Source organism: Peribacillus frigoritolerans (genome assembly GCF_030676415.1).
In the GTDB taxonomy this organism is placed as follows: domain Bacteria; phylum Bacillota; class Bacilli; order Bacillales; family DSM-1321; genus Peribacillus; species Peribacillus frigoritolerans_A.
Window position 1 is genome coordinate 67,866 of the sequence record NZ_JAUUTW010000008.1, and the last position, 24,813, is coordinate 92,678.

The following is a 24,813-nucleotide window of genomic DNA, read 5'->3' on the forward strand; positions in this document are numbered from 1 at the left end:
CTTTTTTTGTAGTAAGGAAAGATTGTTTTTAATTCCATTCATGTTACCTGTTGATATTGATAACTAAATTATGGAATTTGTTAAAGGTAAACTCATGTTATTCTGGGAGGGGAATGTCATTTGAAAGGCTATCTACAGCTCGGAATGATCATGCTGGCGATGTTGGTTTTAGGAGGATGCGGAATGAATGAAAATGAAGCTCCGACTCAGGGAAACGGTGAAGCAAAACCATATGCCGTAAAGGGAATTATTGGGATGATGAGCCGATGGAAAGTTTTTTTGACCACTTAAGGATTTGGCAGAATATAAAACATGTACTAATTTAATGGATGTGAAGGGGAAGTTGAACAAGTTATGGAAGAAGATAATGTTCATCGTTATCAATGGGGGCTAATAGGTGGCCCGTACAATACCGGGACCACCTATTAGCCGAATAGGCACTTTTTTATACTATCCAAAAGGTACAGTTCAACGAGAAGGGCTTTTTTTATTTTTTTAACCTTTTAACTAATATAATTAGTAAAACTACTATTAATAATGGAACGCCATATACAACCAATTGAAATATAGTATCTCCTAGAACCATAACAGTCTCCTATTAGTTAAAGTAAAGTCTTATTTAATAATATGTATTCCCACGAGCATAAGCTGAATTTCCACCTACAATTAATGATACGCTTCTTGTTTGTGTACCATATGAGCCACCTATATAAAGGTAAGCAGAGTATCTAGCTTCTGCTTTATTAAATGCAGTCTCTTTTGAACGAATAATTCTCCTATATGGGTCTCCAATTGTTCCGTATATCAGCCAAGTACTTTGATTACCTGACCATGAAATATAATCATAACCGCCATTAACATAAGTGTAATTTGCTCTAAAACTCATTTCCCAAACACCTGGATTCGAGTAGTACACTTTTCTATTTGAACAATTCATATATCCACTTCCACCTGTACAACTTCCACCTGAAATTCCAGTACCCATTGTAGTGAATCCACCATCGTTTAATTTATCAAGTTCTTCAACACCTGTAACACTAATTGAACCATCCGAAAAAGTATGTACTTCTTCATACCCTGTTGAAGTTTCGATTTTTTTCACACTAACTGCACTATCTGTATCATATAACATAGAATCAAGAACTTCTTGATTTGCTAATTTAGTAACTAGCTTTTTAATAATTTTGTTGTCTACTCCATATTTTTGTAATTCAACTTTTACATTGTCCAATTCCGTTTGAGTTAAAAATATACCCGTATGTTGTTTTTGTTCTTGTTTTTCTGCAGCAAATGCGGTCACATTTTGGTTGGGACTTAAAGCACCTACTCCTAAAACCAGTGCTAGACCTAAAACAATAAGTAGTTTTTCTAGTTTCATAATTACTTTCTCTCCTAAAATTTAGTATGTTACTATATAATTATAGTATTAAAATGGTAATTTAGTAAATGATTACATATAACTAAAAAGGGCTAAGTAATGGGGGGGTCCTGCAATTCACACCGATTATCTTTTGGGCAGTAATAACGCTATTTAATGAGAACTTATTTGCCGTTTTACCAGAAAGCCATCCTTTGGCCTTGAAGAAGTCATTATCCTTAAATGAGCTTCAAGTAAACGTTCATTGTATATCCAAAGGGATATGTTTTAAGGGATCTCGTTATGTAAGCTTGCAAACTGCATGGCTTTGAACAGGAAGTGGCATTCGAAGGAAAGGATACAGATGCTATAAAAGGCCTGGTGGCAGCAGGTCTGGGTATAAACTTGATTCCTGAGATTTCCTTGATTGATAGCTTGTTAAATTGCCGCTGGAGGATCCATCTGTAACCAGGGCTGTAGGGGGTCATCGTTCCGACTGATAGGGAACTGATGCCAACGGAAAAATTGGTTTACCAATTTTTGAGGAACAATTTTGCAAAATTGGAAGGTTTTCAATAGAAATGAGAGGGGTATCTATTAGAAAAGTCATAAATCCACCTAGTGAGAGAATCCTTGAAATGAACTGCACTCTTTTTGTTAGTAAGATAGAAATGTTTTTAATCCCATTGATGCTATCTGTTTGTGGATATTCAGCTTGAATTGATATGAATAAGAGGGTATAAGAAGTGAAATCACTCTTTTACAAAAGTAAGGCGGCCCGTGTCGGAACCGCCTCTTAAATCAACTGATTGCTAGAGTATACCTTGAGTCAGCATAGCATCCGCCACTTTAAGGAATCCGGCAATATTGGCCCCAACAACTAAGTTGCCAGGCGCACCATATGCTTCTGCAGCCTCTACACTGTTTTTATAGATGTTTTTCATGATCTCATGCAGTTTGGCATCGACATCTTCAAAAGTCCAAGGCATTCTGGCACTGTTTTGGGCCATTTCGAGTGCAGACACGGCTACGCCGCCTGCATTGGCCGCTTTTGCTGGTCCAAAAAGGATGCCGTTATTAAGGAATACATCAATGGCCTCAAGGGTTGAAGGCATATTAGCACCCTCACCGACTGCCTTCACATTATTTTTGACCAGTAAATTTGCTGCTTCTTCATCGATTTCATTTTGCGTGGCACAAGGAAGTGCGATGTCACATGGTACAGACCAAATGCCGTAGCTTCCTTCATGGTATACAGCTTCCGGGTGCGCATCGATATACTCGCTCAATCGTTTTCGTTCCACTTCTTTTAGACGTCGTACTGTATCAAGGTTCAGACCATTTTCATCGTATATGTAGCCATTGGAGTCGCTGCATGCAACAACTTTTGCGCCTAGCTGTGTAGCTTTTTCAATGGCATAAATGGATACATTGCCAGATCCGGAGATAACGACAGTGCTGCCATGGAATTGTAATCCTTTATCTTTTAGCATTTCTTCGACAAAGTAAACTGTTCCATATCCAGTCGCTTCTGTACGGGCCAAGCTTCCGCCGTAACTTATGCCTTTACCAGTTAGAACACCAGCTTGGTAACTGCCTTGCATCTTTTTATACTGACCGAACAGGTAACCGATCTCCCTTGCACCGACTCCGATATCACCAGCCGGTACATCTGTATCAGGTCCGATATAGCGAGCAAGTTCTGCCATGAAACTTTGGCAAAAACGCATGATTTCCGCGTCCGATTTTCCTTTTGGATCGAAGTCGGATCCGCCTTTCCCCCCACCTATCGGCTGGCCTGTAAGAGAGTTTTTAAAGATTTGCTCGAAACCAAGAAACTTTATGATGCTGGAATTTACAGTGGGATGGAATCGAAGACCGCCTTTAAATGGCCCGATTGCACTGTTGAATTGTACACGGAAACCACGGTTGACTTGAACATTTCCCAGGTCATCAACCCAAGAGACACGGAAGGTGATCATTCTTTCGGGTTCAACCAGCCTTTCCAATATCCCGCTTTTCATATATTCAGGATGTTTCGCAAAAACGGGGACCAATGAAAGGAAAATCTCCTTTACGGCTTGGTGGAATTCACTTTCGTGGGGGTTACGCTCCTTTACCTGTGCGTATACTTGACTCACGAACTCTCTGGCATCTTGTAATTCCTTATGCTCGATTTCCTGTGAAGTTGTCATTGTTCTCTCTCCTTTAGATAAAGTCATAAAATATTAAATAGGGTAAGTCTATCGGTTTTATATGATACTTTCATGATATAATTTAAAAGTGAAACGAACAATCTGAATATTAGATAAATAACATGCTGTTTTGATATGAAAGAGGGAGCTTAGAGTGGAATTAAGGCAAATCGAATATTTCATTGAAGTGGCAAAGCGTGAACATATGACGGAAGCGGCAGTGGACTTGCATGTTGCCCAGTCTGCTGTCAGTCGCCAAATTTACAATTTAGAAGAAGAGCTGGGCGTGCCCTTATTTATCAGGGAAGGCCGAAAGATTAGATTGACGCCTATAGGGCATACATTTTTATCTCATATGGAACAAGCTATGGATATAATCGATCGTGCCAAGCGTGAGATGGCTGAAAGCCTGGATCCAGAAAAAGGGACAATCCGCATTGGCTTTCCCAGCAGTTTAGCATCTTATATATTGCCAAGGGTCATTTCCGACTTCAGGGAAAGTTATCCGCAGGCAAAATTCACATTGAAACAAGGTTCATATCGCTACCTCATAGATTCTGTGATAAAAGGTAACATAAACATGGCCTTGATTGGCCCACTGCCGGTGAATGAAAAGAAAATCAAAGGTGAAACGCTATTTATTGAAAACTTAGTTGCCCTTTTACCAGAAAGCCATCCTTTGTCATTGAAGAAATCATTATCCTTAAATGAGCTTCAAGGAAACCCGTTCATCGTATATCCAAAGGGATATGTTTTAAGGGATCTCGTTATGAAAGCTTGCAAACTGCATGGTTTTGAACCGGAAGTGGCATTTGAAGGGAAAGATACTGATGCCATAAAAGGCCTGGTGGCGGCAGGTCTGGGTTTAACCTTGATTCCTGAGATTTCCTTGATTGATAGCTTGCCTCGTTTTACGGTTAAATTGCCGCTGGAGGATCCATCTGTAACCAGGGCTGTAGGGGTCATCGTTCCGACTGATAGGGAACTGATGCCAACGGAGAAATTGTTTTACCAATTTTTGAGGGACACTTTTGCAAAATTGGAAGGTTTTCAATAGAAATGAGATGGGTATCTATTAGAAAAGTCATAAATCCAGCTAGTGAGAGAATCCTTGAATCGGGTTCTTTTTTTTGGCCGCAAATGTATCGAAATATCTCCATGTAGCACATTCTTAAAAGGGGTAATTTATTTTGAAATAATACAATATTAGCTTTTATTGTATTAGAATGTGTTAAACCTTATTTTTTGAAAGCGTTTTTATTTTATTAGAATAAAAATTTCCTTACATTATCAGAAAATTCATGTTATTATACGAGCAGACATTATATTATAGGTAGCGCTGCGATATACTTTATAGGCCTTTTAAATGAAGCCATTTATTTTTTTTCGATTTTTAGAAATTTGATTATTCTGATAATTAATAAGGAGTGGAGATAAAGTGAGCAGGAAAGAATACATCAGCGATCGAATGTACAAGGCATCAACAGGGATAGCAAACGCTGTTTTGGTTACATTAGGGATCGGGTTATTGTTTGAATCCATAGGGGGATATTTAGGTTGGGAGGTCTTCCTGGCAATAGGCGGTGCCGCAAAGGTCTTGCTAGCACCAGCTTTAGGAGCAGGTATCGCATATCAGCTAGGAGGAAATTCATTAATTATCTTTAGCGCCATGGCTTCAAGTGCTGTTGGAGGTGCTGCCATTCACAGAACTGCTGAGGGTGCCTTCACGATTGTTACGGGTCAGCCACTAAGTGCTGTCTTGGCAGCGGTAATTGCAACATATATAGGTAAGCGCCTAATCGGCAAAACGAAGTTGGACATCATGGCCATCCCAATGGGAGCAGTTCTTGTCGGTGGAGTTTCGGGATATGGCCTGGCTCTTGTCACCACTCCGCTCCTAACATGGATAAGCAGTCAAACCACCGCTGCGGTCGAGGGTTCTCCCTTAATCGGTTCCATGGTCATAGCCTTGGTATGGAGCATTTTATTGATGACACCGGCGTCTTCCGCTGCACTGGCTATCGCCCTGCAATTAGATCCCGTTTCCAGTGCTGCAGCTCTAATCGGATGTACCGTTCAGTTTGTGGGGTTCACTGTCATGTCTTATAAAGATAATGATATGGGCGGGTTCCTGGCACAGATGGTCGTTACGCCAAAAGTGCAATTTCCTAACTTGATCAAAAAACCATTATATGTAATTCCGCCTTTTGTGGCGGCAATCATCTGTGCGCCTATCGCTACCTTGGCATTCGATTTTCAAGTGCCGTATGAGCTTGGAGGTATGGGGTTGAGTTCAATGATTGCCCCGATTGCCATCATAACTGGTCAGGGGTTGTACACGTTCTTGGTTTATGTGGCAGTGGGTATGGTATTGCCAGCTGTGATCACACTTGCCTTACATCGGGTATTGAAGATGATGGGTAAAGTTAAGCCAGGCGATCTTCATTTGGAAGTTTCATAATCAAAGTTTTCGGAAACCAGCCTGGTTAAGGAACCGGGCTGGTTTTTATTTATAAAGGGATTAGGGTAAAATGGGGAGGAAAGCATTTGCATAGATAGGATGATATATATGGGAAAAGAAATAGATATAAAAGTGAAAGCTAAGTTCGTAAGTAAAATCGGCAAGGGTTTCCCCTTGATTGTTAAAGAATCGATAGCCAACCTTAATGACCTTAAGGAAGAGGGGGCCTTGGTGCGTTTGGTGGATGAAAACAACCGCTTTCTGGCAAAAGGATATTATGGTAAACAGAACAAGGGCTATGGCTGGGTATTGACCCGAAGAGAAAATGAAAAGATCGATCAATCCTTCTTTAACGGCAAAATCCAGGCAGCATATGAATCCCGAAAGTCTTTTTTTGAAGATGGGGAGACTACAGCTTTCCGCTTGTTTAATGGGGAAGGTGATGGAATTGGCGGTTTAATCATTGATCATTATGATGGCCACTATGTCATTAGCTGGTATAGCAAAGGGATATATTCCTTTAAAGACTACATCATTAAGGCCTTGCAGGAGTCGGTCGAGGTCAAATCGATTTATCAGAAGAAACGCTTTGATACAAAGGGGCAGTATGTGGATGAAGACGATTTTGTCATGGGTGAACAGCCGGCATTTCCGCTTCTTGTCAAGGAGAATGGAGTCCATTTCGCTGTTTATCTGAATGATGGGGCAATGGTCGGTGTCTTCCTTGATCAACGCGATGTCAGAAGGAAAATCCGGGATGAATACGCAAAAGGGAAAACGGTGTTGAATATGTTCTCCTATACGGGGGCATTCTCGGTATTTGCCGCTTTAGGCGGTGCTGTTAAAACAACGAGTGTCGACTTGGCGAATCGCAGTTTACCAAAGACGATCGAGCAGTTCAGTGTGAATGGAATAGATCCTGAAGCTCACAATATCGTAGTGATGGATGTTTTTAAGTATTTTAAATATGCAGTGAAGAAGGCTTTGAAATTTGAAATGGTCATCCTTGATCCGCCCAGCTTTGCCAAATCGAAGAAGTTTACTTTCAGTGCAGGAAAAGACTATACGAATCTATTGAAGGATACCATTTCCATTACGGAAGACAATGGGGTCATTATCGCCTCAACTAATTGCAGTACGTTCGACATGAAAAAATTCAAGAACTTCATTGATGTTGCCTTCAAGGAAATGAATGGAAAATATGAGATCGTGGAACAATTCTCATTGCCGGCTGATTTTAAAACAATTCCGGAATATAAGGAAGGGAATTATTTAAAAGTAGTCTTCATTAAGAAAATTAAAGGATAAATAAAGGCGTTCACAGTTCAAGCAGAGCTGTGAATGCCTTTTTTATAATGAAAATGTTTCATGTGAAACGATTGGACATTCAGATTCACTGGATAGGCCGTTCACTTTTCAAACCTTTCGATAAATGAAAAGAAGGTTTCATGCGAATGCTGTTAGCGATGCAAAACTGGGCTGCATAGTAGGTAAGCATGATCAGTGGACCAGAAAAGGCAACATCATCGATGAATTTGTTCCAAGATAAAATGGAGTCGGAAATCACGAACAGGACCCCGCCGATGATTGCGGCGGCATTTCCGGTCATAAATGCCGCCCAGCCCATGATGGAGATGACCGTTACATAACAGACTACAGGGGTGATGAGGTTATATTCACCTTTTTCAATTAAAGAATGTACAATTTCACGGCCAATCCAAGTGGAGTAAATGCTAATCGGAAGAATCGTCGCAAATCGAAGCCATGAAAAGGTCCAAAGTCTTAAGAATGCCGAAATATAAAAAAGGTGGCCGATCAAGAAGCCCGAAAGCCCGATGACGAACCAGATTAACAAACCATCTCCAAGCATACCAAAGAATAAACCAAGAAGTATTAAGGATTGGTAACGATCCCGTCTTCCCACATTTGTGCAGGCGTAGAGCAAAATTAATAACATGGGGATGACCTTGAATATGATTTTAATGACTAAAGGCTCTTCCGGTATAAAAAAAATATATAATAGTCCCGTGATAAGGATAGCAGCAGGTAAGCATTTCATTAACATTCAATTCCCTCCTTCAATCTTTAATTCCATGTAAGGGGAAGGAACACCTTGTCAATTAAAGAACTATTTGAAAGAAAGTCGTGAAAATGAAAAAACTGGCTCCTGTTTAACCAGGAGCCAGTCAGTTAAGAATCATACGGCTGAGTTTTCTTTAACGAAAGCTTGTTTTAACCAGTTTTTCCCCTCAACAAGCCTTGTGACAAGCATGGCACAAACCGTGTTTCCTGTTGAGTTAAGCAGTGTAGCGGGAGCATCGATGATCGTTGATATAACGGCAATGATAGGCAGGACTTCAACAGGGAAGCCGAATACACTAAGAATCAACATTTCCCCAATCATGCCGCCTCCAGGAATGGCACCCATAACAGCTCCAACCAAAAAGGCAACAGCAAGTATACTTAAAATGCTTGAAATGCTTGTCATATCCTTTCCAAATAAGCTGAATAGGAAAACGATTTTCAATATACCGCCGAATACCGAACCATCTTTATGGGTGTTGGCCCCGAGTGGGATGACAGTCTCCGCTATATCCTTAGGCACGCCCATTTTCTTGACTGATTCCAGATTGACAGGAATGGATGCGGCACTGGAACAAGTTGCGATAGCTGTAATGGATGGGGTCAGGGCATTTTTCCAAAATACTTTAACTCCATTTTTCCCGCCTGCGATAAAGGCATACAAAGTGAAGAAGCCGAAATAATAAATCAAGGCCAAGACTAGATAAAGAATGAAAGTGCGAGCATAGCCTTCTAAAATCTGCGGCCCAAGCTGCCCGATAATCGCCGCAAAATAAGCACCAAGTCCAATTGGAGCATAGTACATGACGATTTTGACGACCTTCATCATGACAGCTGTACCCGCTGTCAAAAAATCAGTAATCGGTCTTGCTTTCTCACCGACCAGTGCAGTGGAAAGTCCGATTAATACTGAGAAAACGATAAGCTGAAGCATATTGCTTCTGGAGAACAATTCTGGAAAGTCGGACACGGTTACTGTGTTGACCAGTTGACTGAAGAAAGAAACTTCTTCGATGGTCTCTTCAGAGGAACTGTTTTCCATCAGTTCTTTAATGGCTGTCGTATCTGTGCCTTCCAAGGGATTGACGATGGTTGTCCCAATAAATCCAATGACGGCGGCTAACGCGGCTGTTGTCAGGAAAACGAGAACGATACTTCCCATGATTTTTCCGAGACGCTTCATTCCGCTCATATTGGCAATCGCTGAAGCAATGCTGAAAAATACCAATGGCACGATGATCGTAAACATCAGATTTAAGAATAAGTCCCCTAGCGGCTGTATGACCGAGGTTTTCTCCCCGAAAACCACGCCAGCTATCCCACCGATAATAATGGCAGTGAGCAGTATTAAAGAGGATTGATAGTTTTTGATAAAGTTCTTCATTAAAATTCCGTCCTTTCAGGATGAAGATATCAATAAAAATATACTTCATTATCAACTCTAAAATGAGGTATGACAATATTTATTTATAGGAAGGAATGTTAGAAGAAAAAATGCAATAAATAATAATAGGGAAGGGGTTGTGAAGATATCGTGAAGGAGGGGTAGAATGGCATTTGTTGAGGTGGAAGAAGGCGTTCGGTTGTTTTATGAAGAAAAGGGCCAAGGGAGACCGATTATTTTTATCCATGGTGTGTGGATGAGCAGCCGGTTCTTTAGAAGGCAGCTTCCATACTTTTCAGAAAAATATAGAACGATCTTACTTGATTTAAGAAGCCATGGCCAGTCAAATCATGTACATTACGGAAACACGGTCTCCGTTTATGCAAAAGATCTTCATGCATTCATAGGTGAACTTGGATTAAGGGATGTCATACTTGTAGGTTGGTCGATGGGGGCATTTGTCGTCTGGGATTATCTTAAGCAATTCGGCGAGGGAAATATTCATTCAACTGTGATTGTGGATGAATTGGCCTCTGATTTTAAGTGGCCCGATTTTAATATCGGTGCATTTGATATGGACACGTTGATAGCCTTCATGACTGAAATTCAAACGAATCGTGCCCCATTTTTGGAAAGCTTCCTTGCTTCCATGTTCAACAATGAATTATCTTCAGAGGATGCAAGTTGGATGCTTGGGGAAGTGACCAAAATGCCGGAGTCCATTGCTAGCAGTATTCTATTTGACCAATCGATTGTGGACTATCGTGAATTCTTGCCAGCAATCAATATTCCGACACTTCTCTGTTTTGGAAGGCATGAAAAAGTCATTCCTGTAGCTGCAGGGGAACATTTGCATAAAAACATTCCGAATTCCCAACTAGTAATCTTTGAAGATAGTTGTCATTGTCCATTTATGGAAGAAAGCGATTTGTTTAACGAAACAGTGGATTGCTTTATTCAAAAGGGAGTATAAGTCGTACAGGATATGAAAAAGGGGATGCAGGGTTCGTACCCTCATTCCCTTTCTTTTGATGCCTCACTTATAATTGAATTTTTCTACTGACTAAACGGTTTCGGCAAGAAATAAAGGGAATACTGGTACTAAGGAAGTCAGTAGTGCAGGTAAATGGAATCGATAAATTAAATAGGTAATATTTTTATATCCTTTTCACAGGAATTGGGCTATTATGAGGTGGATTTAAATTGGTAGGATCGTTATCTGTTATTGAGAGAAACTCATGCAGAAAGTGATGGAGAGGATAAAATGGATGATCGTTTACCATACAATGAAATTATAGATGTATGTTTACTTGCGGGAAAAATCATGCTTCAGAACGGAGCGGAAACATCAAGGGTGGAAGATACGATGGGTAGAATCGCTGCAGCGTTTGGGTGCGGTGAATCACACAGTTTTTCGACCCCTACTGGAATTATTTTTTCGCTGGATGGTATGCACCCAGCTTCAAAATTAATTCGAGTTTCCCAACGATCTACAGATTTACATAAGGTGACGCTGGTTAACAGTATATCCCGAAGCATTTCCAGCAAGGAAATGACACCGGAGGAAGCATATTTACGGTTAAAACAAATCGAAAAGGCCGGGATGGGGTATCCCATGTGGGTACAGGTCTTTGCTGCCTTTATAGCGAGCGGCTGCTTTTTAATCATGTTCCAAGGACAGTGGAATGATTTCATCTGGTCCTGTATAGCTGGAGGAATGGGATTCTCTTGCCTTCTTTATTTGCACTGGTTACTGGAAGTTCGTTTTTTTGCTGAATTCATCGCCTCTTTAGTCGTAGGTTTAGTAGCTATGTTCTTTGTCCAGATTGGAGTTGGAAGTCATTTGGACACGATAATCATTGGAGCGGTGATGCCGCTTGTGCCAGGGCTGCTAATTACGAATGCTGCCAGGGATTTAATTGCTGGACATTTGGTTTCGGGTCTATCCAAGGGTGCGGATGCAGGTTTGACTGCTTTAGCCATTGGGGCAGGAATATCGGCTGCGTTTGTTTTCTTATGATTTAGGGGAGGAAGAATGATGATTGCACATCTTATTACAAGTTTCATTGCCTCAGCCGCCTTTGGAGTCATCTTCAATGTACCAAAAAATTCATTATTTCAATGTGGTTTCGTAGGGATGTTGGGGTGGATCTTATACTTTTTTCTGGTTGAAAATGAGGTAAACAGCATCATTGCAACATTAGCGGCTGCATTTATCGTAGCGGTTATCAGCCAGTATTTTGCCAAAAGGTATAAAACGCCGATCACGATTTTCAATGTATCGGGAATCATCCCCCTCGTGCCTGGAGGTTTGTCGTATGATGCGATGAAGCATTTTGTCGGAAACGATTTTTATGTCGCCGTTCAATTGGCCGCCAAGGTCTTCATGCTGGCTGGTGCCATTGCGATGGGGCTGATCTTTGCAGAAGTCATGAACCAGTTAGTAAATAAATACAATAGAAGGAAGGTAAGATTGAGAAGTTAGCGGGATTATTTTCAATCTTCCTGATATCTATGTTTCTAAATAAAGAGAAAGGAGAGCAGGCCGAACCCTGATCTCCTTTCTCTTTTTATATTTTAAAATGATAATGAATCCAGCTTATATGGGATCTTTCATTCCAGTGTTAGCAGTAACCAAAATTTCGTCGAATTTTTTGGCATCAGCTTTCTTGCTTGACAGAAGCGTTCCGACGATGGCTGCGATAAAACCAATTGGGATGGATACGATGCCTGGATTGGCAAGCGGGAATATTGGTTCCCCAACGAATATTGCCGCTCCCTCTACCGGTGACCAGACATTGGGACTTAGGAAAACAAGCAATAAAGAACTGACCAGTCCAACTATCATGCCCGTGACAGCCCCAGCTGTGTTAAAACGTTTCCAGAATACCGTGAAAACAATGATGGGCAGATTGGCACTGGCAGCAACGGCAAAGGCAAGTGAAACAAGGAAGGCAACATTCATGTTTTGGGCAAATAAGGCAAGGATGATGGAGAGGACGGATACTCCGATGGATGCCCAACGAGCTGCAACGACTTGTTCTTTGTCAGTGGCCTGACCTTTACGGATGATGTGGCCATAAAAGTCATGGGCAAAAGCAGAAGCTGCCGATAGAACGAGACCTGCTACAACGGCTAAAATGGTAGCGAAAGCAACTGCAGAGACAAAGGCGAACAGGAAGTCACCTCCAATGGCTTCTGCAAGCAGAGGAGCGGCCATATTGCCGGCAGCATTCGCGGCTATGATTTTATCGTACCCAACAAAAGCTGCCGCTCCAAATCCGAGGAAAATGGTCATTATATAAAAGATGCCAATGATCCAAGTGGCATATACAACGGACTTTCGGGCCGTGATGGCGTCTTTCACCGTAAAGAAACGGATGAGAATGTGAGGAAGTCCAGCTGTACCGAGTACAAGCGCTAAATTAAGGGATAAAGTATCCAAAGGATCCTTGAATTTGTTACCGGGGTTAAGGAAATCCCCACCCAAAGGAGTGGCTGTTTTCATCTGCTTGAACATCTCGATCACGCTAAAGTCGAATTTCGCCAATACGATGATGGAGATGATGAATGTACCTGCCATCAATAAAATGGCTTTTACGATTTGGACCCAACTGGTGGCTGTCATACCGCCGAATACGACGTAGACGGTCATTAAAATACCTACAATGATGACGGAGTATAGATAATCAATTCCAAGTAAGAGTTTTATAAGGGCACCTGCACCGACTAATTGGGCAATCATGTAAAAGGTTGAAATGGAAATGGTGTTAAGGGCAGCGACCCCGCGCACTTTCTTTTCATTAAAACGGGCAGCGATCATGTCCGCCAGTGTATACTTACCAAGGTTACGGAGCGGTTCGGCCACGATATAAAGAACGACCAGATAAGCAACCAGAAAACCTATGCTATAGAAAAAGCCATCAAATCCAGAGAGTGCGACCATGCCGGCTATCCCCAAAAAAGAGGCGGCAGACATATAATCACCCGCAATGGCCCAGCCATTCTGCCAGCCAGTCAGGCTGCTGTCCGCGGTATAAAAGTCCGCGGTCGTTTTGGTGCGCCGTGAAGCAAAATAGGTAATGACCAATGTTAACCCGACAATCATTAGAAATAATATAAAAGCAAGTATATTCATGGTAAATTCACCTTTATCCTTTCGCTTCTTTAACGATTTTTTCAACTAATTGGTCAAATTTTGCAGCTTTTTTGGAATAGAGGATGCATAAGGTCCAGGTCATGACAAATTGAGCGAAGGCAAAAACCCAGGCCCAACTGATTGCCCCGAAAGCATAGGAGTTAAGAACTTTAGAATAGGAAGTTAGTATGGGTAAGGTGAAATAAAAGACCATGAAAAAGATGGATAGTGGGACGATGAAATTGCGTTTTTTCCTTAGGAGTTCTTGAAATGATTGTGATTGGACAATCTTGGTGTAGTCCGTGGAAGCGCTTACCTTGGTTTCCTTAGCGATTGAATCGTTTGATGCCAAGTTGGTTCCCCCTTCAATACTATTAGTTTGGTTTTCATTACCAATTTTTCTGATAACAGTATCAGTATATATTTTTCAGAATATATTGTAAATTTAAAAACTTAAAATAAAACTTTTTTTGTTCGACATAGTGTTAATTATTTAAAGAGAGAGAAATGGGTGAAAAGCAAAAGTAAAGGGAGACATCAACGAACGACTATGAAATCAAAACCGACGACCATTAAGGAAAAGTTAAGCTTCTTTCACGATACTGGTTTCAACGAAGGAAATCTGAAAGGAGAAAAATGATGAAAAAGTGGATAATGATATGTATGGTTTTAGTGCTGGCCATAGGGGGAGGCATTTGTTTTTTCATGAAGGGAAATGCAGAGCCTGTTGTTGCAAAGTCAGTGACGGCTACAGTTGAAAAGGGAGATCTTGAAGTTCAAATTAGCGGTTCCGGATCGGTCGCCGCAATCAATAGTGAGGACATCACTTCTTCTGTAACGGGTGAAGTGGATGAAGTCCTTGTGGCGAAGAATGAATTGGTTGAGAAAGGTGATGAACTCATTACCTTCACGGATGGAAGTGACCCGATAACGGCCCCATTCGATGGTACAGTGACAACATTGGATGCAGAAGAAGGGGATCGTGTATCAAGCAGTGAAGTGTTGACACATGTTACGGATTATAAAAAATTGAAAACTACTATAAGTGTTGATGAATTGGATGTTCCAAGTGTTAAAAAGGGACAAACAGTCGAAATAAAAGCCAGTGCTTTTGAAGAAGAAACGTTCACGGGGGAAGTGACCAGTGTAGCAAAGGAAGGTACATATGAGAATGGGGTTTCTTCATTCGATGTCACTATCAAAATTGACAAACCCGGCGATATAAAAATTGGGATGTCGACTGAAGTGAGCATTTTGACGAATAGTGTAAAAGATGCTTTATATGTTCCGATTGAAGCCGTCCAAATGGACGGTGAAGAGAAATATGTGAATATACAACAATCCGGTTCATCTGAAGGAGCTGCCAGTACAAAGACAGCGGTTGAGACTGGGATCAGCAACGATAGGTATATTGAAATAACTTCCGGGCTTGAAGAGGGCCAGTATGTTTCCTTGCCCATAACCATCAATGAAAGCTCCACTGGCAGTGGCGGCGATGGAATGAGGGGAGGCCAAGGAGGCGAAATAAGAATGCAAAGCGGCAAGGGAGGTCAGTAAAATGGCGAAACGCATCATAAAAATCAAGAACATGTCTAAATCGTATGAATTAGGCGGTGAAAAGGTTAAGGCCCTTCAAGATGTCTGTCTTACAATCGATAAAGGCGATTTCATTTCCATCATCGGACCTTCCGGATCAGGGAAATCGACGTTCATGAATATGATTGGCTGCCTTGACAAGCCTGACATAGGTGAATATTTTCTTGATGGAAAAGAAGTGGAAAAGATGAAGGATAATGAGTTGGCCGCCATTCGTAATATTAAAATAGGATTCATCTTTCAAAATTTCAACCTGTTGGCAAAACTGACAGCGTTGGAGAATGTCGAACTCCCCCTGGTTTATAGGGGGGCAAGCGTGAAGGAAAGAAGAGAAGTGGCCAATGCGTGCCTTGATATGGTAGGCCTGAGTGACCGGAAGAATCATTTGCCGACCCAACTTTCGGGTGGACAGCAGCAAAGGGTTGCGATTGCAAGGGCACTTGCCGGTAACCCTCCCGTTTTATTGGCGGATGAGCCGACGGGGGCTCTGGATAGTAAAACGAGTAAAGAAGTGCTGCAGATGCTGAAAGAATTGAACGAAAAGGGACAAACAATCATTCTTATAACCCATGACTTGGAAGTGGCAAAAGAAGCAACTCGTGTCGTTCGGATACAGGATGGTCAGCTATTTGAATACGGAGGTGATTGGATTGAACCTGAGCGAATCAATGAAGATGGCTATACGCAGTATCAAAACCAATAAAATCAGAGCATTTTTAACCATGCTTGGGATCATAATTGGAGTTGCCTCCGTAATCGTTCTGGTTTCAATCGGGCAGGGTTCCTCACAGTCCGTTCAGGATGAGATCAATAGCCTGGGAACGAACCTGATAACGGTAAGTGTCACGGATACCGACTCCTTGGAGCTGACGGATGATATAATTGGACAGTTTAAAGAGCTGAATGGGATATCGGAAGTGGCGCCTGTGGTTACCGGACGCGTTTATGCAAAAAACGGAGAAGCTGCGGCACAGGTTTCAATGACCGGTGCAACTTCATCCTACTTATCAGTTAGGGATCTGGAGCTCAGTCAAGGCCGGTTTTTGACCGATATGGAAACAGAATTACGCTCCAAGGTTGTTGTCCTGGGGTCAGATACAGCCAACACGCTTTTTGAAAATCAAAAAGCGGTGGATCAGAACCTTCTTATCGGCGGTGTTTCCTATCGCGTGATTGGTGTCCTGAAATCAGTAGGCACCTTCATGGGATCGAGCGGGGATGATGTAATCATTGCACCAATCACCACTGCCGAAAGGGCTACAGGCAGCATGACAATCGGAACCGTCTATTTAAAAGCGGAGAACGAGAATATCATAGATAGGGCGATGTACCAGGTACAAGATACGATGACCACATCATTCCCAGAACAGAGTGATAACTATTCGGTGTCCAATCAAGAAGATCTGATGGATACAATGAGCACTGTGTCGGATACGTTCACACTCATGCTTGGCGGTATTGCCAGTATTTCGTTACTTGTAGGCGGAATTGGAATCATGAATATCATGTTGGTATCCGTCTCAGAGAGGACGAAGGAAATCGGGATCAGAAAGGCAATCGGGGCAAATCGGAAGTCGATTCTTCTTCAGTTTTTGATTGAAGCGATGGTCCTGAGCTGCTTAGGGGGATTGTTGGGAGTTGCAATTGGATTGGGAATCGCAAAAATGATTTCAGTTTTTTCAAGTTTAACGATTAGTTATTCATGGTCGGTGACACTGTTTGCCTTCTTATTCTCCATTTTAATCGGGATAATGTTTGGCGTATTTCCTGCCAATAAGGCATCCAGGTTAAATCCAATCCAAGCACTGCGTCACGAATGAACATTCAATTTGGAAGAAAGCAGGCGATTAAAAGCCCGCTTTCTTTTGCATATAAAAAAGGATAAAATCAACATATATCAGAATTGAGGCGGTTGGGAGGTACCCTGCATGAAGGTTTTGGTGGTAGAAGATAATGCTTCATTATTAGAATCGATCCGACAAATTTTGACGGATGAATATGAAGTGGATACAGCGGATAATGGGGAAGATGGGCTATTCATGGCTCAGCAAAGTATATACGATATCATCATTTTGGATGTAATGCTTCCGGGAATCGATGGATTTGAAATCGTACGGAAAATCAGGGAAGCAAAAATAGATACAAGTGTCTTGTTTTTGACGGCAAAAGATGCACTTGAGGATCGTGTCAGAGGATTGGAAATGGGCGGCGATGATTATTTAATTAAGCCGTTTCAGGCACCGGAACTTAAGGCCAGGATTCGTGCCCTGCTTCGAAGGAGCGGCATTATATCGCTTGAGCAGCATGTGAAATACCGTGATATTGAACTGTTGGAAAAAGAAAAGGATATTATGGTTGATGGAAAGGTCATTAAAATGACCTTGAAACAGTTTGAATTACTGGAATACCTCATTCAAAATAATGGGAAAATATTGACCCGTGAGCAGATTTTCGACCGCATTTGGGGGTTTGATTCCGATACGACGATTGCCATTGTGGAAGTGTTCATCCATCACCTTCGAAAGAAATTGGAACCTTTCAATTATCATAAAGATATTCAAACCGTTCGCGGTATTGGTTATATGCTAAAACAACCGTAAGGGGATCATTATGTTCCAAAAAACACGGCTTCAACTAACATTATTGAATTCTATCGTCTTTATTGTCTTAATAGCCATATTAAGCAGAACGATTTATTTCTATACGGAAAATCAGATCTATAGGGATGTCAATGATTCACTTGAACAGGATTACAGGGATTTCAATAATGGAGGCATGCGAGGCGGACGTCCGCAAGGTGAGGTTCTCTTAGGACCGGGACCGAGTGTCATCGTTTGGGGACCTGATGATACGATCATTGAGCCAAGACTGAGTGTAGACAATTTTATTAAGGTTAACGAATCGGAATTTTACCCTGAAAGATTTGATGAAATTGAAGAAATATCGGTAAATGGGCCGACGTATCGTGCCCTTTCCACCAAGGTCGATACGGAGTATGGAGAGATGACCGTACAATTCATCAGGAATGTGGATACAGAAAAGGAAATGCTCGATCGCTTGCTGCTCATATTGTTTGTTGGTGGAGGAATTGGAAGTCTAGTGGCGATAGGTGCAGGCTATCTTCTGGCAGGACGGGCCCTGATTCCAATCAAGAAATCGTGGGATCAGCAGCAGCAGTTTGTCTCGGATGCTTCGCATGAAATTCGAACGCCGCTTGCTGTCATTCAATCGCGGGCTGATTTGCTATTTCAATCACCGAACGCGACAATCGAGGAAAAAGCCGTTGATATATCCATCATTTCGAAAGAAGTCCGGCGATTGAATAAGCTGGTTAACGGACTTTTAACCTTGACCAGAACGGATTCGAATCAAATAGAGGTTAAGAAATCGAATTTTTTCCTTGATGACTTACTTATGGATATCGTGGAACAGTATACGGATATAGCTTCTTTTCAAGAGAAATCAATCATTAGCCATGCTCCCGAACAGGTGGTGTTTCATGGGGATAAAGAGAGAATTCATCAGCTATTGGTGATCTTGGTGGATAATGCCATGAAATTCACCGAGGAAGGCGGGGAGATTTCCCTATCCTGCATAAAGAATGCTTCATCCATCATTCTTACTGTAGAGGATAATGGAAAAGGCATTCCGCAGGAAGAACTCCCCTTGATTTTTAACCGTTTTTATCAAGTGGAGCAATCCCGTTCGGCAAATGAAGGATCCGGCTTAGGTCTATCCATAGCCAAATGGATTGTAAACACACATCAAGGGAACATCAAGGTTACAAGTGAACAGAATGAACGCACCCGTTTTGAAATCACTTTTCCGAGAAATCACAGGAAAAATTAATCCACCTTTAGATGCCACCCAATAGTAAAAAGACCCTTACTTTTTTTCCTTGTTGCTTAAGGAAAAATTAAGGGTCTTTTTAGATAATCATCTTATGAATACACTTATTTTCGGAGGGAAATCATTGATGAAAAGACTTGGTAAGTTACACTTTTTGGTTGGAATATTGGCTTCGGTCCTTTTAATGGCCCATGCAGTCATCGGGATCATGATGTATGTGGATGGCAGCGGCAAGGAACCCATGAATCGACAGGCGATGATGGGTCAGCCTGCCGACCGCAACACAACAGAATCGGATGATACGGAAGAATCGGCTACTGGCAGTACGGGGACCGATGATTCAACTGCGGAAATGGCAGCTAATGATACGCAGGGCAATATGGGGACAACTCCCCAAGGCGGGACCATTGGTTCTGGAACTCCAGGAGAGATGCCAAGCGGTGGCGGTTTCCAAGGCAGAGACTCTTTTGCAGGGAAATTCATGGACTTTTATCAAGGGGCAGGTGGCTTGGCTGCATCCATCATCATCTTTGTAATTGGAGGCGCTGGATTAGTGACATCGGTGATATCCAGAAAAACAGCAGCCTAAAAAGTCGATACTATTTCGAGGTAGGAGAAGGTTCCTTTTGAAGGGGAGCCTTCTTTTTTAATTCATGAAACCCATTATTGCCACTAATTGTTATTTTAAAAAGGGAAATAATAATTGCACTTAAAAAAATATTAGTTTAATATAGACTTCTGGAGAGGTACGTACATGTATTTTGGATGAAAGAGAAAACGTTTGCATAAATTTTTTGAGGGTAACCTACTATTAATGCACGATCATTAAATTCACCCTTAGTGGAGGCAGAATATATGAAATTTCTGATTGCAATTTTAGGACTGCTTATTGTTTTTGGACTAGCTTTGTTAGTTAGCAGTGACCGGAAGAAAGTTAAAATTAAACCGATCATCCTCATGGTGGTCATTCAGCTTATTTTAACTTATTTATTATTAAATACGAAGTTTGGTTTAGTGATCATCAATTCGATTGCCGATGGTTTCGGAAAACTTTTAGAATGGGCAAATGAAGGGATCACCTTTGTATTTGGCGGGATTGTAAACGAAGGAGCATCGCCCTTCTTTTTAAATGTCCTTCTTCCTATCGTCTTCATCTCAGCATTAATCGGGATTTTACAGCACTTCAAGATCCTTCCGTTCATCATGAAGTGGATTGGATTCCTTCTAAGTAAGGTGAATGGGATGGGTAAATTGGAATCTTACAATGCGGTTGCTTCAGCAATAGTGGGCCAATCCGAGGTTTTCATTACTTTGAAAAAGCAACTCGGTGCCATTCCGCCATCCCGGATGTATACGCTTTGTGCATCAGCCATGTCAACGGTATCGATGTCGATTGTCGGCGCATATATGACGATGATTGAACCAAAGTACGTTGTGACGGCAATTGTTATTAACATGTTTGGTGGATTTATCATCGCATCCATCATCAATCCTTATACCGTAACGGATGCAGAGGATATTCTCCCTGTTGAAGAAGGGGCAGAGAAGCAGTCTTTCTTCGAAATGCTTGGGGAATATATCATGGATGGATTTAAGGTTGCTATCACTGTTGCAGCGATGTTAATTGGTTTTGTTGCATTAATTGCAGGAATCAACAGCGTATTTGACATGATCTTCGGAATCAGCTTCCAAGACATCATGGGGTATATCTTTGCACCGTTTGCCTTTATCATGGGTATACCGATTTCAGAAACCGTGACTGCTGGCGGAATCATGGCGACGAAACTGGTAACCAATGAATTCGTTGCCATGCTGAGCTTAGGGGACGCATCAGCAGCCTTGAGCGAAAGGACGATAGGGATCGTTTCGGTTTTCTTGGTTTCATTCGCTAATTTCTCATCTATTGGAATCATTGCCGGTGCAGTCAAAGGACTTCATGAAAAGCAGGGAAATGTTGTAGCCCGTTTCGGCTTGAAGCTGTTGTACGGTGCGACTCTTGTCAGCATCCTATCAGCGATCATTGTAAGTGTGATACTTTAATTAGCGGATCTAACACAAAAGGGCACTTGGGTTTATTCCTAAGTGCCTCTTTTATATTTACACAGCAAATATAGAAAACAAGTTTTGAATTTGAAGGTGTTTGGCTTGCTGGTATATAATACATAAAATGACAGACGTGAAAGGGAGTTTTAGGATGACGATGGATGGAAAAGAAACGGCTATCTTTGCAGGAGGCTGCTTTTGGTGCATGGTTGCTCCCTTTGATGAAATGGATGGTATTATTTCAGTGACATCAGGTTATACAGGCGGGAAATTTGCCGCGCCTAGTTATAAACAAGTGATTACCGGTTCGACTGATCATGTTGAGGCGGTTCAAGTGGTATTCGATCCATCAATCATTTCCTATAAAACGTTGTTAGAGATATTCTGGCGCCAAATCGATCCTACGGATAACGATGGACAGTTCTCGGATAGGGGAAAGCAATACAAGGCAGCCATTTTCTATCTTAATGAACGTCAGAAACAGGAGGCAGAACAATCGAAGGAAGATTTAATGATGAGCGGGCGGTTTAAGAAACCTATTGTTACGGGTATTCTACCCTCGGGGAAATTTTACGAGGCTGAGGAATATCATCAAGAATTCTATCGAAAAAATCAATTTCGCTATGCATTGTATCGTAAAGGCTCAGGACGGGATGCTTTCATTAAAGAAAATTGGCCTAAGGATAATGCACACCTTAGAAAGACCTTAACGGATAGTCAGTTTCATGTAACCCAGGAAAATGGCACGGAGCCGCCTTTCGATAATGCTTATTGGGATCACTTTGAAGAAGGCATCTATGTGGATGTCGTTTCTGGGGAGCCCCTATTCAGTTCGCGGGATAAGTATGATAGCGGTTGTGGGTGGCCAAGTTTCACGAAGCCCATCATGTCGGCAAGTGTCAATGAAAAAATGGATCTCAGCCACCGAATGACCCGGACCGAGGTGCGCAGCAGGGACGCCGATTCACACCTTGGACATGTTTTTCCTGATGGCCCAAGTCCTAAAGGCACGAGATATTGCATAAACTCTTCTGCCCTTCGATTCATTCCTAGAAATGAAATGGAGAAAGAGGGATATGGAGACTTATTATTACTTTTTAAAATGAAATAACTAGTGAGATAGGGGAACACAAATGGATAAAATAGATGAAAAGTTATATGGATATATCCTTGATAATTCATCCAAGATTACGGAAAACTGGCTGGCTTTAAGGGAAAAGCAGTCTGGATCCATTTATTCAATGGACTCTAATGAGAAAATCGAAAAGCTTCTTAGAGAACAGAATACATTGACCATCAAGACAGTGACAAGTGCTTTACTTGAAGATAAAACTGCTTTTATTGACACGATGGAGCAATGGGCCACACTTGTCGCGAAAAGCCGGGTTGAATCGGACACCCCCATTTACGAAGTGTTGGAAGCGCTTAATAAGGTTCGGGAAACATATTGGGCCTTTATCACTGATTATATGCTCAAGGATACGGGAATAACGAAGGAGACAATCATCCGGTGGAGCCGGCTTATTAATGGTGCCTTCGATCAATTGAACCGTGAGTTCACTGAGCAGTATTACCTTTTGACAAAAGAACGTTTACTAGCTCAACAGGACCTGATTAATGAACTGGGCGCACCTGTCATTCCCATTGTTGATGCCATTGCTGTATTGCCGATAATCGGTGAAATCGATACCTATCGGGCAAAGGAAATTTTGAATGCGACTCCAAGCAAATGCATTAGCAAAAATGTCACTCACTTATTCATCGATTTATCGGGAGTCTCCCTTTTAGATACGATGGTTGCCCAACAGATCTATCAATTGATAGGTACCCTGAACCTGTTAGGCATTCAATCGACCATTTCCGGGATTCGTCCTGAAGTGGCCCAGACATCGATTCAGTTAGGTCTTGATTTTAGTCAGGTTTCGACACATAGTACTCTTAAACAGGCCCTTTTCAAGCAAGGGATCAAACTTTACGAGAAAAAGTGATATAAGGGTGCAGAGAATGAAAAAGAACCAGATCCGCTAGGAATCTGGTTCTTTTCCGTGATTCTATAACTTGAATGAACTTTTCAACCCAACGATTTGGTTGAAAACCAAGTGATCGGCCGCAGTAAGTTTTGAATCAACATTATAATAGCCATGCCTGAAGAATTGGAATTTATCCTGAGACTTAACATCTTTCATGTTAGGCTCGACAAATCCTTGTAAAACTTCTACAGAATCAGGGTTTACCCGGTCCAAGAATGATTTTTCTTCCTCTTCATCATTTTCCTTATCCAAGATTAAAGGCTGGTAGTTGCGGAATTCTGCTGAAACGGCTTGTGAAGCTTCGACCCAGTGCAATGTACCTTTTACTTTACGGCCAGTGAAGCCCGATCCGCTTTTCGTTTCAATGTCGTATGTGCAGCGAAGTTCAATGACATTACCGGCTTCGTCTTTTATCACTTCTTCACATTTAATGAAATAAGCATGTTTCAAACGGACTTCATTGCCCGGGAAAAGTCGGAAATACTTTTTCGGCGGGTTTTCCATGAAATCGTCCTGTTCGATATATATTTCACGTGAAAACGGGATTTGGCGTGTGCCCATTTCCGGAACTTCTGGATTGACCTCAGCATCCAGCCATTCTATCTCGCCTTCCGGATAGTTGGTGATGACCACTTTAAGCGGGTTTAGGATAGCCATAGTCCTTGGAGCCTTCAGCTTTAAGTCTTCCCGTACGAAATGATCAAGCATTTGAGAGTCTACGACACCGCTTGTTTTTGCAACACCTATCTCTTGGCAGAATGCACGAATCGCTTCGGGTGTATACCCGCGTCTCCGCAAGCCTGAAACAGTAGGCATCCTTGGGTCGTCCCAGCCGTCCACGAAGCCCTCATCGACAAGCTGCTTCAGTTTTCGCTTGCTCATTACTGTATTGGTCAGGTTAAGACGGCCAAATTCATATTGTTTTGGCTTGCTTTCCATTTCACAATTTTCAACGATCCAGTCATAAAGAGGGCGTTGATCTTCGAACTCAAGCGTACAAATGGAGTGTGTGACTCCCTCGATGGCATCTTCAATTGGGTGGGCAAAGGCATACATTGGGTAGATGCACCATTTGTTGCCGGTATTATGGTGTTCAGTATGGGAGATACGGTATATGACGGGATCACGCAAATTAATGTTAGGTGAGCTCATATCGATTTTTGCACGCAATACTTTTGCACCGTTTCCGAATTCGCCGCTGCGCATCTTTTCAAATAGTTCAAGATTTTCCTCGACGGTCCTATTGCGGTAGGGGCTATCTTTCCCCGGCTCAGTCAGCGTTCCGCGATATTCACGGATTTGGTCGGCATTAAGGTCGTCCACATATGCCAGTCCTTTATTGATGAGCAGCACAGCTCTTTTATACATTTCATCAAAATAGTCGGAAGCGAAGAAAAGATTATCCCAGTCGTAACCGAGCCATTTTACATCTTCCTTAATGGAGTTGACAAACTCAATATCCTCTTTCAATGGATTCGTATCATCGAAACGAAGGTTAGTTTTCCCATTGAAATCATCAGCCACCCCAAAATTCAAAATGATGGATTTGGCATGCCCGATATGTAAATATCCGTTTGGCTCAGGAGGGAAGCGGGTGATGATATGATCATGTTTTCCGGACTCTAGATCATCTTTTATAATATTTTTAATAAAATTCGAAGAGTTATTTTCCAACTGA

General features: G+C 41.8%; 24 protein-coding genes. 17 read left to right on the forward strand and 7 right to left on the reverse strand.

Annotation, left to right across the window (positions count from 1 at the left end):
- Positions 1–120: 120 nt before the first annotated feature.
- Entirely contained in the window at positions 121–291 is a 171-nt protein-coding gene (locus tag Q8G36_RS10085) for a hypothetical protein (protein ID WP_305159947.1), read from the forward strand.
- 328 nt (positions 292–619) lie between these two features.
- On the opposite strand, the gene Q8G36_RS10090 is transcribed toward Q8G36_RS10085, so the two are convergent.
- Positions 620–1,378: a hypothetical protein gene (locus Q8G36_RS10090; RefSeq protein ID WP_305159946.1), complete on the reverse strand. Its 759-nt coding sequence runs from the start codon at positions 1,376–1,378 to the stop codon at positions 620–622.
- Positions 1,379–1,675: 297 nt separating this feature from the next.
- On the opposite strand from Q8G36_RS10090, the gene Q8G36_RS29215 reads away from it, so the two are divergent.
- A complete protein-coding gene (locus Q8G36_RS29215; RefSeq protein ID WP_370694038.1) occupies positions 1,676–1,825 on the forward strand; it encodes a hypothetical protein in 150 nt (49 codons plus the stop codon).
- Between the two features lie 344 nt (positions 1,826–2,169).
- On the opposite strand, the gene gdhA is transcribed toward Q8G36_RS29215, so the two are convergent.
- Positions 2,170–3,552: an NADP-specific glutamate dehydrogenase gene (gene gdhA / locus Q8G36_RS10095; protein WP_305159945.1), complete on the reverse strand. Its 1,383-nt coding sequence runs from the start codon at positions 3,550–3,552 to the stop codon at positions 2,170–2,172.
- A gap of 154 nt (positions 3,553–3,706) precedes the next feature.
- Here gdhA and Q8G36_RS10100 point away from each other — a divergent pair, with 154 nt between their 5' ends.
- The 3 genes from Q8G36_RS10100 to Q8G36_RS10110 all read left to right on the forward strand — a co-directional run bounded on the left by Q8G36_RS10100 (position 3,707) and on the right by Q8G36_RS10110 (position 7,321).
- The gene (locus Q8G36_RS10100; protein WP_305159944.1) at positions 3,707–4,609 is read left to right on the forward strand and encodes a LysR family transcriptional regulator; all 903 of its coding nucleotides are present in this window, start codon (positions 3,707–3,709) and stop codon (positions 4,607–4,609) included.
- 411 nt (positions 4,610–5,020) lie between these two features.
- Positions 5,021–6,013 carry a PTS transporter subunit IIC gene (locus Q8G36_RS10105; RefSeq protein ID WP_251427394.1) on the forward strand — a complete coding sequence of 331 codons (993 nt, stop codon included), beginning with the start codon at positions 5,021–5,023 and terminating at the stop codon, positions 6,011–6,013.
- A 108-nt stretch (positions 6,014–6,121) separates the two neighbouring features.
- Positions 6,122–7,321: a class I SAM-dependent rRNA methyltransferase gene (locus Q8G36_RS10110; protein ID WP_305159943.1), complete on the forward strand. Its 1,200-nt coding sequence runs from the start codon at positions 6,122–6,124 to the stop codon at positions 7,319–7,321.
- A gap of 85 nt (positions 7,322–7,406) precedes the next feature.
- On the opposite strand, the gene Q8G36_RS10115 is transcribed toward Q8G36_RS10110, so the two are convergent.
- Together Q8G36_RS10115 and Q8G36_RS10120 are read right to left on the reverse strand one after the other, a co-directional pair.
- Positions 7,407–8,078 carry a lysoplasmalogenase gene (locus Q8G36_RS10115; RefSeq protein WP_305159942.1) on the reverse strand — a complete coding sequence of 224 codons (672 nt, stop codon included), beginning with the start codon at positions 8,076–8,078 and terminating at the stop codon, positions 7,407–7,409.
- A gap of 132 nt (positions 8,079–8,210) precedes the next feature.
- Positions 8,211–9,479, reverse strand: a complete 1,269-nt coding sequence (locus Q8G36_RS10120; protein ID WP_305159941.1) for a dicarboxylate/amino acid:cation symporter — start codon at positions 9,477–9,479, stop codon at positions 8,211–8,213.
- Between the two features lie 166 nt (positions 9,480–9,645).
- Between Q8G36_RS10120 and Q8G36_RS10125 the strand changes: the two genes are divergently transcribed.
- From Q8G36_RS10125 to Q8G36_RS10135, 3 genes are all read left to right on the forward strand, one after another.
- Positions 9,646–10,452: an alpha/beta fold hydrolase gene (locus Q8G36_RS10125; protein ID WP_305159940.1), complete on the forward strand. Its 807-nt coding sequence runs from the start codon at positions 9,646–9,648 to the stop codon at positions 10,450–10,452.
- 291 nt (positions 10,453–10,743) lie between these two features.
- The gene (locus Q8G36_RS10130; protein WP_305159939.1) at positions 10,744–11,499 is read left to right on the forward strand and encodes a threonine/serine exporter family protein; all 756 of its coding nucleotides are present in this window, start codon (positions 10,744–10,746) and stop codon (positions 11,497–11,499) included.
- A gap of 15 nt (positions 11,500–11,514) precedes the next feature.
- Complete coding sequence (locus tag Q8G36_RS10135) at positions 11,515–11,964, forward strand: threonine/serine exporter family protein (protein WP_305159938.1); 450 nt, start codon at positions 11,515–11,517, stop codon at positions 11,962–11,964.
- A gap of 114 nt (positions 11,965–12,078) precedes the next feature.
- Here the strand turns inward: Q8G36_RS10135 and Q8G36_RS10140 are convergent, their stop codons facing one another.
- Positions 12,079–13,617, reverse strand: coding sequence for a solute symporter family protein (locus Q8G36_RS10140; protein ID WP_305159937.1), 1,539 nt, complete (start codon positions 13,615–13,617; stop codon positions 12,079–12,081).
- Between the two features lie 13 nt (positions 13,618–13,630).
- Positions 13,631–13,951, reverse strand: a complete 321-nt coding sequence (locus Q8G36_RS10145; protein WP_370694037.1) for a DUF485 domain-containing protein — start codon at positions 13,949–13,951, stop codon at positions 13,631–13,633.
- Positions 13,952–14,256: 305 nt separating this feature from the next.
- Between Q8G36_RS10145 and Q8G36_RS10150 the strand changes: the two genes are divergently transcribed.
- The 9 genes from Q8G36_RS10150 to Q8G36_RS10190 all read left to right on the forward strand — a co-directional run bounded on the left by Q8G36_RS10150 (position 14,257) and on the right by Q8G36_RS10190 (position 23,093).
- Entirely contained in the window at positions 14,257–15,174 is a 918-nt protein-coding gene (locus tag Q8G36_RS10150; RefSeq protein ID WP_305159935.1) for an efflux RND transporter periplasmic adaptor subunit, read from the forward strand.
- 1 nt (position 15,175) lies between these two features.
- Entirely contained in the window at positions 15,176–15,916 is a 741-nt protein-coding gene (locus Q8G36_RS10155; RefSeq protein ID WP_305159934.1) for an ABC transporter ATP-binding protein, read from the forward strand.
- The gene (locus tag Q8G36_RS10160; protein ID WP_336622957.1) at positions 15,843–17,033 is read left to right on the forward strand and encodes an ABC transporter permease; all 1,191 of its coding nucleotides are present in this window, start codon (positions 15,843–15,845) and stop codon (positions 17,031–17,033) included. Before Q8G36_RS10155 ends, Q8G36_RS10160 begins: the two co-directional genes overlap by 74 nt.
- 108 nt (positions 17,034–17,141) lie before the next feature.
- Positions 17,142–17,813 (forward strand): response regulator transcription factor, encoded by a 672-nt coding sequence (locus tag Q8G36_RS10165; protein ID WP_305159933.1) that lies wholly within the window; start codon positions 17,142–17,144, stop codon positions 17,811–17,813.
- Between the two features lie 10 nt (positions 17,814–17,823).
- Positions 17,824–19,062 carry a sensor histidine kinase gene (locus tag Q8G36_RS10170; RefSeq protein WP_305159932.1) on the forward strand — a complete coding sequence of 413 codons (1,239 nt, stop codon included), beginning with the start codon at positions 17,824–17,826 and terminating at the stop codon, positions 19,060–19,062.
- 124 nt (positions 19,063–19,186) lie between these two features.
- Complete coding sequence (locus Q8G36_RS10175; protein WP_305159931.1) at positions 19,187–19,651, forward strand: hypothetical protein; 465 nt, start codon at positions 19,187–19,189, stop codon at positions 19,649–19,651.
- 266 nt (positions 19,652–19,917) lie between these two features.
- On the forward strand, positions 19,918–21,102 hold the full coding sequence (locus tag Q8G36_RS10180) for a NupC/NupG family nucleoside CNT transporter (protein ID WP_305159930.1): 1,185 nt from the start codon (positions 19,918–19,920) through the stop codon (positions 21,100–21,102).
- Between the two features lie 154 nt (positions 21,103–21,256).
- A complete protein-coding gene (gene msrB, locus Q8G36_RS10185) occupies positions 21,257–22,216 on the forward strand; it encodes a peptide-methionine (R)-S-oxide reductase MsrB (RefSeq protein WP_305159929.1) in 960 nt (319 codons plus the stop codon).
- A 22-nt stretch (positions 22,217–22,238) separates the two neighbouring features.
- A complete protein-coding gene (locus tag Q8G36_RS10190; protein WP_305159927.1) occupies positions 22,239–23,093 on the forward strand; it encodes an STAS domain-containing protein in 855 nt (284 codons plus the stop codon).
- Between the two features lie 63 nt (positions 23,094–23,156).
- On the opposite strand, the gene Q8G36_RS10195 is transcribed toward Q8G36_RS10190, so the two are convergent.
- A complete protein-coding gene (locus Q8G36_RS10195; RefSeq protein WP_305159926.1) occupies positions 23,157–24,809 on the reverse strand; it encodes a glutamine--tRNA ligase/YqeY domain fusion protein in 1,653 nt (550 codons plus the stop codon).
- Between the last annotated feature and the right edge of the window lie 4 nt (positions 24,810–24,813).